This window comes from Chitinispirillales bacterium ANBcel5 (genome assembly GCA_029688955.1).
Classification (GTDB): Bacteria; Fibrobacterota; Chitinivibrionia; order Chitinivibrionales; family Chitinispirillaceae; genus Cellulosispirillum; species Cellulosispirillum alkaliphilum.
Map to the genome: position 1 here is coordinate 39,122 of JARUKZ010000013.1, position 17,210 is coordinate 56,331.

Below are 17,210 nucleotides of genomic sequence, written 5' to 3' on the forward strand. Positions count from 1 at the left end.
AAAGCAATCGGAAGGTTACTCACCCTCACCCTCTTTATCCGGAACCACTCTGGTAATCATGGAAGTTTTGCGCCCAAGCGAATCGTAGGTGTATTCGGTGTAGTTGGTGAGAACAAAGCCGTCTTCAAGGTTTGAGTAGTTTTTAAGGCTGAAAAAGTAGATTCTTTCTACCTGGTTGTGTTCAGTATAAGTGTAAAAATTAAACCGTATGACATCACCCTGGTTAGAGTAGATTCCTAAACTGTATTCATATTCCCGTTTCTGAGAGGGGGTATAGGTGTAAAGTTTAATTATGAATGGATCTTTATCTGGTTCTTTTATGTATTCAGCACATAAGCTATCGAAAGGTGTAATATAGTACCATCTAATATCATTGAATTTAGGCTTACCATTACGAATTTCAATAGATTCAATATATTCATCTTTAGGAGTAAAGGTAAATTCAACACCTCTGAATTCTTCATCATCGCGGCACTTTCTCTTTTCACTCTTGCGCTGACCCCATGAATTGTAGGTAACAAGGGTAGAGCAATTGGTCTTGGGATAGACATAGATTATGTTGTTGTTGTATTTTATTTCAAGATAATTATTAGTTGTATCAAAACTTGTTTGGGATATTGATATTGCTTGTATGATAATGGTATCTTCATGCGAGTGATGTTTTTCGAAGCTCTTACTTGCAGGAAAACCTTCAATATTAAGGTATCTAAAAACACTGTCAACCTTATCAGAATCATCTTTATAGAAATAATACCAACTATCACTCTTATGTGTATGGTTAGAAATATCAACCATATTATCGGTAACTTCAGGCAAATGTAGGTTATGTTTTTGAATAAAGTGCTCAGGGTTAAATTTTTTTTGTCCCATCACCATCGTAGTTAAAAATAAAACAATTAAAGTTATCTTCATTATATGTACCTCAGTAATAGTATTGATGTATAAGTTTTGATGCATGTTCTTCAAACGTCTCAAAATCAAAAGCGTATATAATTTTTGTGTTGTTATAGTATTTTGGATACCGGTCTAACAGAAAAAGTTTTCCTTTTCCGGTAAGTGCTTCTTTGTACTCTATCTGGCCTTTCAGCTTTTCAATCAGATTATCGAATTGTTTATTTAAGGAGATGTGGGGTATTCCCCTGTTACGTGCCCATTCTCTATAAAGCGCTTCTTCTGACATCTGAACATAACGAGCTCTGTTTTCCCGTACCCACTCATCCCTTCTCTGCTTTTCCTCTTTCCACAATGAACCGATCTCTTCAAGCGCACAGAGCATCTCTGTAAGGCTGTTCTGATACGGTATATCAGGATCGGTCCTTACTCCAAACCGGTCATAAATCTTAAGTTCTTCATTAAAATAGGTGATTATCGAGCTGTCGGTGTTAAACTTTTCGGTAGTTTTGGAGATAATCTCATCTACATTAAAATACCTGACCCTCTCTCTCATTATTCCAAAAAGAGTAGAAACATTGTTGATGGCAACTAAATCGACCTCCTGAACCCCGGGAACATCATCTTTGTACTGCAACAAACTCCTGATATCATCCATGGCATCAAGGGTAACACTGCATGCGTCCCGTGCGCCTTTCACTCCCGCACAAAGAATCCGTAGCAGCGCAAAAAACTCCATCGTCGCATTGGTATTCCCTAGTTGGTTTAAAAACAATATAAATTGGTCGGTGTTGCCTATCATGCCCCCGTTTATTCCGGCAATGGCTCTCTGGGTCATCTCTCTTATGTAGTTACGGTTCCGGTGAAGCACCGCGAGTGAATCCACATGGCTTCTGATCGATTTAAATGAATTAATCGTGCCAAAAAGATTCCCCAAAACCGCACCGGACTGACGTGAAGATGATTTGGCCAGTGCCTCCATTACATCAGGAGTGGTGATTTTTGATACTACATTTCTGTATCTGCAACTATACAGCATCCTTACCGTATTAGCAGAGCCATTTCGGTACGCCCGTGCAACCCGGGAAAGCCTCAGAAAACTTCCGTAGGTAACCACACTACCAAATATCTGCAACAATCCATCAAAGGTATTCCCCTGAATGAGCCGCAACGCTCCGGTTACAACTCCAGCACCAGGAAGCAGTGCCATAATCTGAACAGCGGGATTATTAAGAAACTCATCTATTCTTTGGTTGCGCTCAATAATCTGAGAATAGGTGGTTATCTGTTCGATATACTCCGCGGGCGGATGAGAGTCTGTTTTAAGATACTGTGCTATAGCTTTCTCAAGCTCATCTAACCTGTTAACGTAAGGCATTATAAATGTATTTATATAGGTTACAATCTGATCCCAATTTTCACTTTGAGCACTTTCCATCTGCTCTAAATACCGGATCGCGTCCTTGTAGTTGGCAAGTACCTCATAATATTCGTTCACCGCACGAATATGCTGAAAATAGGGGTTGTTTGAGGTCTTTACAAGATGTTCTATTTTCTCCAGTGCCTGTTCTACTGTCTTTGTCTCTCTCTCAATTACAGCGGTAAGTGAACTACTATGATCATAAGTTCTGGCAGGGGGAGCAAAGGATTCCCAATCAGACATGCCATTTAAGAGGGTGGTGCAGTGTAGCAGATTTAAATCATTCAGTTCCGTCCGTGTATGGAGCATCTGTAGCAACTGCTCGTAAGAGTACTCTCCAAGAAAATAGGACACCGCACTGTGGGAGCTGCCCAGATAGGTTCCGTCCTGGTTTTCCAGTATAAACCCAATCTGAAACTTCCCATCTGCTGAGGGTTCTGTTTTGGTCCCTATGACCACCGGAAAGGTGGGAGCTTTGGTGTCGTTGTCTGCCCTGTTAAGCACCGTATCAGATTCGTTACAAAACGTAATAAGAAAAAAGGGATATAGTGGCGTTTGAGCCCAGTCTACGGGCTTTTGCGGTTTCATGGAGGAGAAGATAAATTGCCCACCGCGGTGTTCAAGTTCGCCCTCAAATACCGCGACTGTCTTGTCTGCCTTGCTTTCGTTAACGATACAGTTGGTTTCATTGAAATCATTTTCAAGCTCAAGAATTTTTACCCGCACCGCTTGCTTTTCGCCTCTCGGTATAGGAGTGCAATGCTTAACAAACAGTCGCATGACATCACCATTTGAAGTGATCAGGTCGGAATCAAGAAAACCACTGAAATCCACCGGGTTAGCAGTATTGCGCACTTTAAGAACAACCTTAGTAGTCATTGTGCGCCTCCCTCTTTTGCATCAGGAGCCGTAACGATAACGGGTTGCACGGGATAGGGACCATTTCCGGCAATCCAGTTCAGTGCATGCGTAACAACGTGTCCCTCGTATTCACACTGTACAGTTAGTGCGGTCTAAGTGATCCCCGATACCTCGAGCGCTCCGTCGCTGAGAGTGTCATTAAACAGCTCTTCAGTACCGGTTTTTAGAATAGCTTTAACTCCCTGAACACTTCTGTTACAGTTGTCGATAACTGTAACTAACACCCCGCCTCTGATATCACCCTCTGCGGGCATCTCTAAAACCGGGCTGTTTATAGTATTTTCTCCCCGCGTATGGGAGATGTTTTTAATGCTATAGGAGCAGGGGGTCATAGGATCTTTTCTCCATGCATTGTAATGCCGGTTGCCAACAAACCACAGGTGTTCGATATTTATCAGCGCAGTGCCATCACTGTCAAGTTCGCCTGTTACCTCCTGGCACAGATCCTCCTCCTCGCCATCAAAAGTACAAAATAGTTTACCTCTAAGTTTTACTCTGATTGTCTCCTTTAGAAACTCAGCATTCACCTTAAGAAAGCACTGATCGTTGTGGCAAAAACCATTTGGTCCAGGGATCCACTCTGCGGAAAGAAGACGGACCTCGGGTTCGGGTGGCTCCTCGTTTGTTTGATCACCTTCAACCCCGGTGATAAATTTAGGTGGTTCTTCTGGTTGGTCTTCTTTTTTGCTTTCTTTTCGTTTTACCGGAGGCGGCGCGACACTCCAGTCAAGGTCTGGGTGGGTTAAGGACATGGGTAATCCTTTGTGGTGTTCAGGTGTTTCTATGGGTAATTAAGTTTGTAATTAACACTATTAATATAAATAAGGTAGGGTGAGGAGTAAAGGTAAGTGCCATGCTGGCAGGGGACTGGTAAGGTGGTTGGGCACGGGGAAAAATGGAACAGCATTATAAATGCAGAAAGTACTGGTCTGTGTCTTGCTGATTACTATAAACAGATGGGTTTTGATTTAGAACTGTAGTATAAAGTGAGCCAAACGAAAATGAAAAAGAGGCTGTTACTTTATCTATTGATAGTAAGTGTTTTTTGGGGGTGTCTTAAGGAAGATGCCTTGAGTGTACTTAATGGCCATGACCTAAGAGAGGCCGGGCTATATTTGGGGCCACTTGATCCGATTGAAACAGGGTTTGGCAGCAGAGGTCCATTTAAGGTAAACTACCAAAAGATTTCTGGTGTACATGAAGACAACAAGGATATACACCTCTTCATTCCCCAAAAAGAAGGCGAAGAAATAGCGGAAGAAAAATATCCGGTGGTGTTCTTCTCTCAGGGATTTGCCATGTCAGATCCTTTCATTTATGATGTCTTTATAGATCATATTGTAAGCCAGGGAGCAGTAGTGGTGTTTGTACCTCACCGAAACATCTTCAGGCTTCCAGGAGGGCCGGGTAACTACGAAATGCTTTTTGATGGCTATACTAAAGCAGTAAGAAAAGGGATCTCTTTTATAGACACTTCAAGAATTGGTGTAGTTGGAAGATCTTTTGGGGGGGGGGCTGCACCATGGCTAACATATAAAATGATAAATGAACATGGGTGGGGTGAAGATAAAGCATTTATGTTTATAATGGCTCCCTGGTATTTTCATAAAATAACAGATGAGCAGTTAGCAAGTTTCCCCGACCATGTTAAGCTGCATATTCAGGTGTATAGTGATGACAAAATCAATGATCCGGCAATAGCTTCTGAACTTTTCGGGACTATATCAATTCCCGAAAAAAATAAACTATTCAGCATAGTGTACAGTGATACCGGTAAAGATTACAATGGCGATTTCTATATCTACAGCGCAAATCATCAGGTGCCCAAAAGTAATGTGGACACCAGAGCTGTTTATGATGGATATCTTTACCATGCCGTTATAAAACAGTATCACATACTTTTTGATAGTGTGATGAATCAAGAAAGCGAAGCAATGGAAATCCTCAATACGGGGTTAAAAAATCCCAAGCTGTGTTCTATGGGTGTATGGCCTGATGGCAGGGCTGTTCGCCCCATTAAGGTAACCCGTAACCCCCAGTTGGACAAAGGATCTTTGTCGTTCTATTTTCCATTTACCAGTATTTTAAACCCCCGAAGATAATTAAAAGCTTGCTCTAAAAAAATGATATGGTTATATTCAGTATCAGAACTTTTTTCTCTCTCCTTTTTTTCTTTCCCGGCAAAATGTTTTTCAATGGATTCTGGTATAAACTCTATCTGAGGGGTTATAAAAAATGAGGGCAGATCAATGCTTCAATACTCTTCCTCTTTTTGAGTTCACTCACTTGCTAAACATGAGCGACAGGGCTGGAATGTTTCAGCATGCCAAATTTTCACTTCCTGATTATTTTCACGGTTACTGTACCGATGATAATGCAAGAGCTTTAATTCTCACCATTAAGCTTGAGCAGCTGGGGATTGTGACACCCGAGCTGAAGCGTATTGCTTCAAATTGTCTTGCGTTTCTTTATTACGGGCTTAACAGAGACTCTAAACGCTTTAAAAACTTTATGGATTTTAAAAGGGAGTGGCTTGAAGAGCAGGGGTCTGAAGACTGTCATGGGCGCGCTTTGTGGGCTTTGGGGTATGTTGTTAGTACTTCGGCTCAAAAGTCTCTAAAAAATGTAGCTTCGTTGCTACTTAAGGACGCTACTTTGTCACTGCTCTCGCTAACTTCACCCAGGGCGTGGGCGTTTTCATTGCTGGGGGTGTATGAGCTACTGGAAAGCACCTACAGGGGAGATCATGAGATGGAGCAGATAAGGGATGAGCTGGTGATGAGGCTTATGGGGTGTTATGAGAGGTGTGCAGATGAGAAGTGGTGTTGGTTTGAGAATGTCTGTACCTATTCAAATGCTAAGCTTCCCCACGCACTTATACTTTGTGGGTTTCAGAGTGGAAGAGAAGAGGTGGTAAATGCGGGCTTAAAGACACTTAAATGGCTCTTAGAGGTGCAGACTGCAAAAGAGGGCTTTTTTACTCCTGTTGGGTGTAATGGTTTTTATCCCCGCAAAAGCTTGCGCGCACAGTTTGATCAGCAACCAGTTGAGGCAGCCTGCATGGTGTCTGCATGTAGTGATGCCTTTAGGGTTACCGGTGAGCGGTGGTGGCTTTTAAAAGCGGCTGATGTATTTCAGTGGTTTACGGGAAAAAATCAGTTGGGTGTGTCATTGTACGATTCATCCAATGGGGGATGCTTTGATGCTCTTACAAAGGAGGGGCTAAATTATAACCAGGGAGCAGAATCAACTCTGTCATTTTTGCTGTCTCTTGCAGAAATGTACCACCTACGACAGGAAGCACTAACTGCTGCTTCTGGGGCAACCGAAGACCGATTGCTCACGACAGGGGGAGGCTAAACGAAAATCAGGTTTTCAAGAATACTTTTGATTACTCCAGGAGAGAGTGGTTTTGCAAAAACAAAATCTATACTAAATGATCGGCTTTGGTCCTTTAAAAAGGAAGGGTTATCGTTTCCGGTCCACAGGATCACAATTACTCCTGGTATCTTTTTCTTTGCATAGTCGCTTATTTTTACCCCCGCATCCGTTATTTCATCACTGAAGCAAAGGTCAGTGAGAATGACATGGTAGTGGTTGTTGCTGATAAGCTGTTTTGCTTCCTCAAAGGATTGGCAGGTGTCGATCAAAATATTTGCTTCCTTGAATATTTTTCTCATCGCAAAAAGAACCGCAGGGTCATCATCGATTACAAGGAGTCGTTTTCTTTTCCTTACGGTGCTTACTTTGGCGGTGGTAGTGGACTGCTTAAGAGGGATTAACAAAGTTACCTCCTCATTGAGGTTAGGTGTTTGAGTAACTGGCTTTTCAACCGCTTAAACAGAGGGTAGCAATTAACGTGCCACTACTTTGATGGGCCTGGTAGCACGGTGGTGGGCAGGGTTACAGGATTGCTGGAAAGATGCGCTAAACCCTTTAAAGGTAATGGGTTAAAGGGGTGGCCAGCAGGGGCCGCGTGTCGGTGTAAGAACACGCGCCCACTTATCAAACTTACCTTTTTTTCTTCTTTTTTTACTTTTATAAATCTAAGAATTCTCATTCTGACATGTTTTGTTTCATAAATGAAGACAGGATACTCTTCCTTTCTGTTGCTGCTTTCATCCTTTAAGCAGTGCTCGGCATATTTGTTGCAACTTTATTTAAACAGAATGAAAAGCAAATCACAGTACTAATCGTCAATATACAGGTCTGGTTTTAGGATATAACTCGTTAGGAGGAGGCGTTTATGTTTTATAAATCTTTGGAGACATTTTTCAGAACAGCTTTGGCCGCGACTTTTTTCTTCTCTATAGCGGTGTTGGCTCAGGAGGAGCAGTCTCAGGTAGAGTTTATAAAAGGAGATGCGGTGAGGATTTCGGTATTTCCGGAAACGGAACATTTTTTAAATGGTATTTACCCAATAGATTCAAATGGCGAGATTATTTTACCGCTGATTGGTAGATACAATATAAGCTCAATGAGTAACACTCAGCTGAGTAGTTTTCTTCAGAGCACCTATCAGCAGTACCTGCGTTTCCCCGAGGTTCAGGTTACGCCTCTTATGAGAATTAGCATGTTGGGTGGCTTTGATCAGCCTGGAATGTACTATATAGAGCCGCAGCGTTCCCTGTGGGATCTGGTTCATTTAACAGGGGGGCCCAATTTTGAAGACGGGCTCAAGAGGATGCGCTGGGAACGGGGTCGGGAACTAGTAAGTAAGGACCTTATTCCTATCCTGGAGTCAGGGATGTCGCTAAAAGATGCAGGCTTTCGCACCGGGGATCAGGTATGGACACCAGATGAGGCGAAGGAAGGGTTTTGGTCCTCTGTTGTTCGCGATGTGGTTATACGGGACATTCTGCCCATGGCTACTTTTACCCTCTCGTTGTTTGTAAGCCTGGCTACAATCAGAAACAATAGTGATTAATATAAAAGGGATGCAAATAAACTGAAAATAGTTCACCAGAACAGGAGTGTGATGAAGTGACTTTTAGAAATACAGGAAACCAAAACAAATTTCAGTTGGATCACTTTATCCATCTGGTTAGAAGGTATCTGTGGTTTATTCTGCCACTTTTTACAGTGGTTATGGCTCTATGGGTGTTTTTTGCCTATAAGATGGGAGCGTTTACCCCAGAGCTGGAAGCCACGGCAATTTTACGATTTGATGATCCGCAGAACCTTAGTGCAGTGGATGATAGGGTAGGGTATGAGGTTGAGAGCAGAGCTGTACTGGTTAAAAGCAGAACTCTGTTGGAAGAAGTGGCAAGAAAGCTCTCGCTTCAGCTTTTAACGAATAGAGTTTCAAGAGAAGAGGTGTTTGACTCTCTAAGAGTTGGTATAGAAGCCCCACTGGGTAAGTACCAAATAGATATAAGTGGCAGCGACTATAAAATTTTCTATAGTAATTCAAATGCTGGTATAAGAAACAGGGTTGTAGCCAAGGGGGCCGTTGCGGATCTTGATTCACTGGTAATGCCGGGAGTATATCTGTCATTTGCTCAGCGCTATAGAGAGGATCCCTATACGGTGCAGTTTACCATAATGCGTCTGAGGGATGCAGTTGATTATATCCTCACAAATCTGGATGTAAATGTAAGTGAACCGGTTGGCTCGGTACTGAGCATTACTATGGCCGGTCAGGACTATCCGCTTATAAAACGAGTGGTTAATACTATAGCAAATGATTTTGTACGCGAAAACTCAAGTTCAAAAAAGGGGCGCAGGGGAGAGATACTAACAGTACTCGAAAAACAGCTTGAAATTGCTAAAGGTGAAATGAAAGAAGCCGAAAGGGCGCTTCAGAACTTTAGAAACCAAAACCCCACTGTAGGACTTCCGGATGCAACCATGCCGCCCAGTGTACTTTCTGATCTTCAGGAGAATGAAGCGGCCTTAAGCTCCTATATCAATCAGGCTAACTCACTGATGGAGCGTTACCGAAACACTTCCAGCCGGGAGCTTTTGCCTATCCTTAGTGAAATGGTGGCATTCTTAGCTTCTCATGGGGCAGGAACCGCTCCAGGACTTCAAAGCGAGCTTAACTATCTCTCAGAGCAGGAGCGAATATTTCAAAGAGAATACTCTCCATCCCATCCTCTTGCAATCGAAAACCGAAACAAGATACGGGATCTTGGAAGTAAAATTTCATCCGCGCTCAATACCCTAACAAGCGATCTTGCGCGCAGAAGGGATGAAAATGCCAGAAGAATAAACAGTATCCACAGTAACCTGGCAGCACTACCAGCACAGGAGATTGAGTATGCCAACTTAACCCGACAGTATGAGGTTAACGCCGAAATCTATGCAACTGTACTGAGCCGCTATAATGAGGCAAAAATTGCCAAAAACATAGAAATGGGTGATGTCTATGTGCTTGACTATGCAGTTGAACCGGAGGGGGTAGTTGATTTCAGAACCTTGATTATGATCTTTGGGGCAGGGTTTCTTTTCAGTATGACTGCTGGTTTAGGCCCTGTTTTAACGATAGATCATTTCGACAGAAAGGCAAGAACCGAAAAGGATCTTCAGCGCCTGACACCACTTTTGCTTCTGGAGTCTATACCGGTGAAAGGAAAATGGGAACAGGGCATAAACACCACCGAGGGGGGAGAGATAGATTCAAAGCTTATGGCTGCCGATTACTCCCATAACTATGTGGATGAGACCTACAGATCCCTAAGGGCAAAAATACTGCTCAGTCTCTTTGAGGAGAAGAGAAAACGGATTCTTATCACCAGCCTTAATATGGGTGAGGGAAAGTCATTTACTGCTTCAAATCTTGCTATCACTATGGCTCAGCAAAACCTTTCCACTCTTTTAGTGGATGGAGATATGAGAAGGGGTACACAGCACCGCACCTTTGGTCTGGATAAAAAGCCGGGGCTTTCAAACATTCTAATGGATAGAAAAGAGCTTGACCGAACCAATTGTACAAATCTCCTCAGACCCTCTCATATTTCAAATCTCAGCATACTTTCAAGTGGTGTTTCTGTGCCAAATTCTGCAGAACTGTTAAACTCTTCCAGGTTTCGATTGCTGTTGGATCTTTTAGGCGAGCATTTCGAAGTAATAATTATGGATACTCCCCCTCTTGGAGTAACAACTGATGCTGTGGGGGTTCAGAACTCATTTCACAAGTACATAGTAGTTGTTCGTGCGGGGTATACAAATATCGCCCATTTGAACCGTAAAGTAGGAGAATACCCGGGATTAAGGAAAAAGGTGCTGGGGCTGGTTTTTAACGGTGCACCTTACAGACGTTCTCCATATTATCAATATAACTCATACAGGTACTGAAATTATGTGTGGAATAACAGGTATATATAATCCGGATCCTAGCTGTCCCGTAGAGTGGGAAACTCTGATGACGATGACACGTGCACTTGAGCACCGGGGCCCAGATGATGAGGGGTATTATATTGGAGATGGGGTTGCTCTGGGGCAACGGAGATTAAGTGTGATTGATATAGCGGGTGGAAAGCAGCCATTGGCAAATGAATCTCGTAGTGTATGGGTAACTTTTAACGGAGAAATCTTTAATTACCTGGAATTAAGGCAGTTTCTGCTAGCTAAAGGACACAAGTTTATAACAAAAAGCGACACAGAGGTTCTGGTACATCTGTACGAAGAATTTGGGCCCGATTTTGTGAACAAGCTAAACGGGCAGTTTGCTATCGCTATTTGGGATAAAAAAAATAGAGAGGTATATCTTTTTCGAGACAGAGTGGGGATTCAACCTCTCTATTTTTGTTCCCCGTTTGGGGACACGGTGCTCTTTAGCAGTGAGGTTAAGGCGTTGTTTTGCCATCCGGGGGTGAAAAGGGAGGTTGACAGAATCGGTCTTGAGCAGATTTTCACTCTTTGGGTTACTGTTCCCCCCAGGACGGTTTTTAAGGATATTTATGAATTGCCACCCGGAAGTTATGCACGAATCAGGCCCGGAAAGATCGACATAGGCAGGTACTGGAGCGTTAAGTTCCCTTCAGCGGGGGAGCATTCATCTAAAGCTCTTGAACATTCGATGGAAGATTTACGGGAGCTTCTTTATGATGCTGTGAGGCTTCGGTTAAGGGCCGATGTTCCGGTTGCCGCTTATCTTAGTGGAGGGCTGGACTCTTCTATTATTACCTCCTTAATTAAACAGGAGCACAAGAATAAACTTCAGACATTTTCAGTCGGCTTTAAGGATGATCTCTATGATGAGGGGATGTATCAGAAGATTATGTCAGAGCGTCTTGGAACCGATCATCGCAACATAGTTGTAGACTATCGCCATATAAGTGATATGTTCCATGATGTCATCTGGCATGCTGAGAGTCCCATGATCCGTACTGCACCGGGGCCGATGTTTGCACTCTCAGGGTTAGTTAAAGAAAATGGTATGAAGGTGGTGCTTACAGGAGAGGGGGCGGATGAGGTTTTTGGTGGCTATAACATATTTAAAGAAAGTCTGGTCAGGCGGTTTTGGGCCAGAAATCCCGAATCCAAAATCCGCCCTCTTTTACTTAAACGTCTCTACCCTTATATTCAGGGTGGTACAAACGCAGCTGCTTTTTGGCAGAACTTTTTTAAGCGTGGCCTTAAAGAGGTCTCTGACCCCTATTATTCCCACAGACTTAGATGGTCAAATACTTCAAGGATGAAGCGTTTTTTGGCATCGGAATATAGAGAGGGCTTAAATGAAAAGCAGCATGTTTTTGATGAGCTTGACAGATATTTAGATCCGGAAATGCAAAAATGGCACCCGCTTTCTCAGGCACAGTATTTAGAGATGGTTTTGTTTATGCCTGGCTATTTGCTTTCTTCCCAGGGGGATCGAATGATGATGGCAAATTCAGTCGAAGGGCGTTTTCCGTTTCTTGACCACAGGGTTATTGAGTTTGCCAATTACCTTCCTCCAGAGCATAAATTGAATATTCTTAATGAAAAATTTATTCTCAAAAAAGCGTTTTCTGAATTATTGCCTCAAGAGATTCATCAAAGATCAAAGCAGCCCTACAGGGCACCGGTAGGAAGATGTTTTAAGTCTTCCAAGGAAAATATCGCATCTGCGGCTCTTTCCCCTGACTGTATAACAGAGGTATCGATGTTTGACAGTTTTGCCGTAAATAGTTTATTGCACAAATTGAATTCAGATCAAAACCTGAGTGCTTCTGATGATATGGCTGTGGCTGCTATAGTATCCACACAACTGCTTCACTATCAGTTTATAAAAAATGATAAATTTCAGGCAGGTCAAAACAAATATTCAGCAAATCTGGTTGAAAAGGTAAAGTTCAAAAAAGATATGGTTCTAAACAAACAGAGGGGGTAAGTTGCTTTAACCAATGTATTACAAATATGGTAAATATCTAAATAAGGGGACTAAAGCTGTGATGTGGATTCTTTTGGGTTTAACTACTATGGGATTGATTTTGATTACTTTACACTTTTTTACCAGAAAATCTAAAACAGGTAAAGTATACTTTCCGTATATTAAAAGAAAAACCGAAAATGGTAACCAGAAATTCCCGCTTCACCTGTATGTAGCGATATGCAATCACTATTCTCCCTTTTGGAATGGTGTAAGTCAGGAGATTGCTGAGCACAGAGTTATTACCTGGTGCAGAGAGTATCGAAATTTTGCCAATAAACATCGGGATAGTAACGGAAAAAGGCCAGTCCATACCATTTTCTACGACGAACAGCAGTACAATGCTAAATTTTTAGATTCTTTTAGTAAGTTATGTTGGGAAGGCTTGGCAGATGTTGAACTATTACTTGAATCGGGGGGCAATAGCGGAGAACAGTTCAGCAGGAGAATAGAGGATTTTAGAGATGTGTTGTTTCATCATCATGGTCTCTTAAGAAAAGATCGCTTTGGTGAAATCCGATTCGGTGCTATTCACAAAAGTACGTCAGCAAACAAATCCGCAATAACTGTTCAGGATAATACAGAGTTATTTTCCATTTTGAAATCGAGTGGCTGCCTGGCCTTGTTCAACAGTCCTTACACTCATAAGAGTAGTCAAAAAGAGGAGCATAATGGAATATATTTTATACCTCAAAACGGGTATGATGATTTGAATTCAAAAAGAACGCTTGTTTTTGCCGGATTGGATAAATGGATTGACAATGAACTTTTATACATTCAGGGCCCAATGGCTTTAAACTGGAGAAACCGGGTATGTGGGCTCATACCAAGAGTAGAAGATGGAGAGTTGGGGAATTGGGCAAAGGTCACTCCGCAGCGGGTTCAACTATGGGTTAAGTGTCCGGTGAAGTTGCAGGGGATTTCAAATCATATATTTATTAAACTACATACATTTGGTGCGGTTGATTCCAATGTGCGTTATATTTTCGGAGAAAATGGGTATCATTCACTTTGCAGCGAGCTGGAGCAAAAGTATAATGACGGTGAGCGTTATAAGCTGCATTATGTTTCTGCTTATCAGATGTATTCAAAAATCCGACAACTTTGTCTCAAGGAGAAAATGGCTGGAAACACACAAAACACTCCATAAGTACCTTCATTATTTTCACCAATAATATTTCATAAGATGTTTGACGCAAAAACCAGTACATTGTATTTTCCCTCTTCACTAAGAAGGGGAAGAGATAATTATGGCAACACAGATCAACCCAGAGCTTAGCTTCAACGGTCTTACCGTACTCTACAAAATAGCCCAACAACTCGCTTCCGGCAACGAACTTGAGGAGATGATGTCTGCTATCTTGGAGATTTTGGAAAACAATGCTGGTATGAAGCGGGGAATGATTTCGATATTGAGTCCTAAAAAAGAGGAGCTTACGGTTGATGTGGCCAGGGGGATTTCTGAAAGCGAGAAGCGAAAAGGCCGCTACAAACCAGGCGAAGGAATCACCGGGCGTGTTGTTGCCTCCGGCAGACCGGTAGCAGTACCAACCCTTGAGAGTGAGCCAACATTTTTGGATCGAACAGGAGCCCGTAAGGGGTTAAGGCAGTCTGATCTTTCCTTTCTCTGTGTACCCATCAAGGCCGAGGATGTAGTAGTGGGAGCGTTATCGGTGGATAAGCTTGCGGTTGAGGATGCGGTAACTTTGGAAGGTGAGCTGCGATTTCTGGAGGCTGTTGCTGATCTGATTGCTCAGGCTGTACAGTGCAGGCGACGTCAGTATGATCTTATTCAGGCATTGGAGAGAGAGAACACTGAACTGCGCCGCTCCCTTGAGGATAAAGGCAAACCGGATCAGATGATCGGTAACAGTTCAACAATGAGGGATGCCTATCGCCAAATCGCAATGGTTGCTCCATCCGTTACCTCGGTGCTTATACGGGGAGAGACGGGTACCGGAAAAGAGTTGGTGGCAAGGGCTATTCACCAAAAGAGCCCTCGTAAGGATAAGGCTTTTGTTGCTGTTAATTGTGCAGCTCTTCCTGAATCCCTTCTTGAGAGCGAACTTTTTGGTCATGAGAAGGGTTCATTCACCGGGGCAACTTCAAAGAGGATTGGACGTTTTGAAGCTGCCGATGGTGGCACATTGTTTCTGGATGAAATAGGGGAGATGCCTCCCTCGGCTCAAAGTCGTCTTCTTAGGGCTATTCAGGAAAAAGAGTTTCAAAGAGTCGGGGGTACAGACGCAATAAAGGTGGATGTGCGCCTTATCTGTGCTACAAACAGAAACCTTGAGTCTGATGTTCAGCAGGCACGATTTCGGGAAGATCTCTACTACAGGATAAATGTATTCACAATTATCCTCCCACCGCTGCGCGAACGCGGTGCCGATGTGTTGCTTCTTGCAGATTATTTTGTAAGAAAATATTCTAAACTCCATGATAAGCCCATAGAGAGAATTTCAACCCCTGCCATCGATATGATTTCTGCTTACCACTGGCCCGGTAATGTACGGGAGCTGGAAAATGTTATGGAGCGTTCGGTTATTGTAGCAACCGGAACTGTTATCGATGGCCATGACCTTCCACCTACATTACAGGTCAAGGATATAGTTTCTCAAAGCAAACGGAAGGACACCTTTGATAATCTGGTTGCAGCGTATGAAAGGGAGCTTATAATTGATGCCCTTAAGGATAAAAAGGGAAATCAAACAGAAGCGGCGAAACTACTAGGAACCACTAAACGTATTATTCAGTATAAAATAAACAAGTATAATATAGACTTTACGAGGTTTAAAGGTGGTGAGACTGAACTTTAGGAATTATTCTACTATTCAGGTGGAAAACAAAGTTTAAAAAAGGAGCACAGTTGCTGCGCTCCTTTTGGGTTTTGACTAAACGATCTACCCTACAGCTTCGACGCCTTCTTCTCCGGTGCGTATTCTGATGCATCGTGGTAAATCGAGGATGAAAATTTTACCATCACCGATTTTTCCGGTTCTTGCACCCTTCGTTATTGCATCTACTGTGGGTTGCACAAATTCATCATTAACCGCTACTTCAATTCTAATTTTTTTTAGCAGGTTAACCTCTACTACATTGCCTCGATAGTTTTCTGTATATCCTGCCTGTTGACCGCACCCTATAACGTTGGTAACGGTCATTTTTCGTATGTTGTTTGAAAATAAGGCTTCCTTCACATCGGGCAGTTTTGTCGGTTGAATAATAGCAATAACCAATTTCATATCATCTCCTTGTTTTTTTAATTTTCGGTGTTAAAGATTTGGAAACCGGCATATGCTTCAAGTCCATGTTCCCCGATATCTAGTCCCTGAAGTTCTTCTTCTTCGCTTACCCTGAGTCCAACAGTTCTCTTAATTACTGTAAAAAGAATCAGTGCCATAACAAATGCCCAAATAAACACACTCACGACTCCTATAAGCTGGACCCCAACAGGACCAAACCCACCACCAAAGAAAAGGCCGTTTACACCGCCATATTGTTCCTGGGCAAACAAGCCAGCGGCAATGGTTCCAAATGCGCCGCATACACCATGAACACTGATTGCACCAACCGGATCGTCTATTTTTAAAACTTTGTCGATAAAAAGAACAGAAAAGACCACAATCACTCCACCAATCAGACCAATGATTACTGCACTTAAGGGTGAAACATCTGCACAAGGGGCAGTGATCGATACCAGGCCGGCGAGAGCACCGTTTAAGGCCATGGATGCGTCAGGTTTACCTAGTACAATCCATGCTGTGATCATTGCGGCAAGAGCTCCAGATGCTGCAGCAAGATTAGTGGTTACAGCTATGCGCCCGATTGAAAGGTCGGTAGCTGCAGTGGTTGAACCGGCATTAAATCCATACCACCCAAACCATAAAATAAATACTCCAAGAGCTGCCAGAGGGATATTGTGACCCATAATAGCTCTGGATTTTTTATCCTTCCCGTATTTACCAAGACGTGGGCCCAAGATGATCGCTCCAGCAAGAGCTGCCCATCCACCTACAGAGTGTACTACAGTTGATCCGGCAAAGTCGATAAAACCAAGGTTCTCAAGCCAGCCTTCCCCGTTAAAGAGTCCGCCCCATGCCCAATGGCCCGATATTGGGTAAATAACGGCAGAAATGATTATACTATAGAAAATATAGGCACTGAATTTAGTTCTTTCTGCCATAGCACCGGATACGATTGTTGCAGCTGTTGCAGCGAAAACTGTTTGGAAGATAAAAAAGGCAAAAGGCCAGTCGGCTATATCAGGGATCGCATCGGTAAGGAAAAATCCACTGGTTCCGACAACACCACCCATCGTGGTCCCAAACATTAAACCAAACCCAAGTACCCAAAAACCAAGTGAGCCCAGGGAAAAGTCCATCAGATTTTTCATCATTATATTGACACTGTTTTTAGCCCGGGTGAAACCTGACTCAACCATCGCAAAACCAGCTTGCATAAAAAATACCATAAACGCGGCGATAAGTGTCCAGGCTGTATCAAGAGAATCCTGAAGATGACCAATGGTTACATTGTCTTCTGCAAAAGTAGGCCAGGCAGAAAATAATAGCACAGTTAAAGCAATTTTTAATTGTATAGTTTTCATGAGTAGACGCCTTA

At 42.8% G+C, this 17,210-nt stretch carries 14 protein-coding genes; 8 read left to right on the plus strand and 6 right to left on the minus strand.

Annotated features, from left to right (window positions below; all coding sequences use genetic code 11):
• Nucleotides 1–15 precede the first annotated feature (15 nt).
• The 3 genes from QA601_08945 to QA601_08955 all read right to left on the minus strand — a co-directional run bounded on the left by QA601_08945 (nt 16) and on the right by QA601_08955 (nt 3,984).
• Nucleotides 16–912 (minus strand): hypothetical protein, encoded by an 897-nt coding sequence (locus QA601_08945; GenBank protein MDG5815204.1) that lies wholly within the window; start codon nt 910–912, stop codon nt 16–18.
• A 10-nt stretch (nt 913–922) separates the two neighbouring features.
• Complete coding sequence (locus QA601_08950; GenBank protein ID MDG5815205.1) at nt 923–3,190, minus strand: hypothetical protein; 2,268 nt, start codon at nt 3,188–3,190, stop codon at nt 923–925.
• Nucleotides 3,191–3,324: 134 nt separating this feature from the next.
• The gene (locus QA601_08955) at nt 3,325–3,984 is read right to left on the minus strand and encodes a hypothetical protein (GenBank protein ID MDG5815206.1); all 660 of its coding nucleotides are present in this window, start codon (nt 3,982–3,984) and stop codon (nt 3,325–3,327) included.
• A gap of 96 nt (nt 3,985–4,080) precedes the next feature.
• Between QA601_08955 and QA601_08960 the strand changes: the two genes are divergently transcribed.
• The 3 genes from QA601_08960 (at nt 4,081) to QA601_08970 (ending at nt 6,592) form a co-directional block, all read left to right on the plus strand.
• A complete protein-coding gene (locus QA601_08960; protein MDG5815207.1) occupies nt 4,081–4,212 on the plus strand; it encodes a hypothetical protein in 132 nt (43 codons plus the stop codon).
• 90 nt (nt 4,213–4,302) lie between these two features.
• Nucleotides 4,303–5,334 carry a hypothetical protein gene (locus tag QA601_08965; protein MDG5815208.1) on the plus strand — a complete coding sequence of 344 codons (1,032 nt, stop codon included), beginning with the start codon at nt 4,303–4,305 and terminating at the stop codon, nt 5,332–5,334.
• Between the two features lie 133 nt (nt 5,335–5,467).
• A complete protein-coding gene (locus QA601_08970; GenBank protein MDG5815209.1) occupies nt 5,468–6,592 on the plus strand; it encodes a hypothetical protein in 1,125 nt (374 codons plus the stop codon).
• On the opposite strand, the gene QA601_08975 is transcribed toward QA601_08970, so the two are convergent.
• The gene (locus QA601_08975; GenBank protein MDG5815210.1) at nt 6,589–7,017 is read right to left on the minus strand and encodes a response regulator; all 429 of its coding nucleotides are present in this window, start codon (nt 7,015–7,017) and stop codon (nt 6,589–6,591) included. The two genes, QA601_08970 and QA601_08975, sit on opposite strands and share 4 nt — an antisense overlap.
• Before the next feature lie 461 nt (nt 7,018–7,478).
• Between QA601_08975 and QA601_08980 the strand changes: the two genes are divergently transcribed.
• From QA601_08980 to QA601_09000, 5 genes are all read left to right on the plus strand, one after another.
• The gene (locus QA601_08980; protein ID MDG5815211.1) at nt 7,479–8,159 is read left to right on the plus strand and encodes a polysaccharide biosynthesis/export family protein; all 681 of its coding nucleotides are present in this window, start codon (nt 7,479–7,481) and stop codon (nt 8,157–8,159) included.
• A gap of 56 nt (nt 8,160–8,215) precedes the next feature.
• Nucleotides 8,216–10,531: a polysaccharide biosynthesis tyrosine autokinase gene (locus QA601_08985; protein ID MDG5815212.1), complete on the plus strand. Its 2,316-nt coding sequence runs from the start codon at nt 8,216–8,218 to the stop codon at nt 10,529–10,531.
• A 4-nt stretch (nt 10,532–10,535) separates the two neighbouring features.
• Nucleotides 10,536–12,548 (plus strand): asparagine synthase (glutamine-hydrolyzing), encoded by a 2,013-nt coding sequence (gene asnB / locus QA601_08990; GenBank protein MDG5815213.1) that lies wholly within the window; start codon nt 10,536–10,538, stop codon nt 12,546–12,548.
• Nucleotides 12,549–12,606: 58 nt separating this feature from the next.
• Complete coding sequence (locus QA601_08995) at nt 12,607–13,737, plus strand: hypothetical protein (GenBank protein ID MDG5815214.1); 1,131 nt, start codon at nt 12,607–12,609, stop codon at nt 13,735–13,737.
• Nucleotides 13,738–13,837: 100 nt separating this feature from the next.
• Entirely contained in the window at nt 13,838–15,406 is a 1,569-nt protein-coding gene (locus tag QA601_09000; GenBank protein MDG5815215.1) for a sigma 54-interacting transcriptional regulator, read from the plus strand.
• Nucleotides 15,407–15,490: 84 nt separating this feature from the next.
• Here the strand turns inward: QA601_09000 and QA601_09005 are convergent, their stop codons facing one another.
• Nucleotides 15,491–15,832, minus strand: a complete 342-nt coding sequence (locus tag QA601_09005) for a P-II family nitrogen regulator (GenBank protein ID MDG5815216.1) — start codon at nt 15,830–15,832, stop codon at nt 15,491–15,493.
• Nucleotides 15,833–15,849: 17 nt separating this feature from the next.
• The gene (locus QA601_09010) at nt 15,850–17,196 is read right to left on the minus strand and encodes an ammonium transporter (protein ID MDG5815217.1); all 1,347 of its coding nucleotides are present in this window, start codon (nt 17,194–17,196) and stop codon (nt 15,850–15,852) included.
• Nucleotides 17,197–17,210 lie beyond the last annotated feature (14 nt).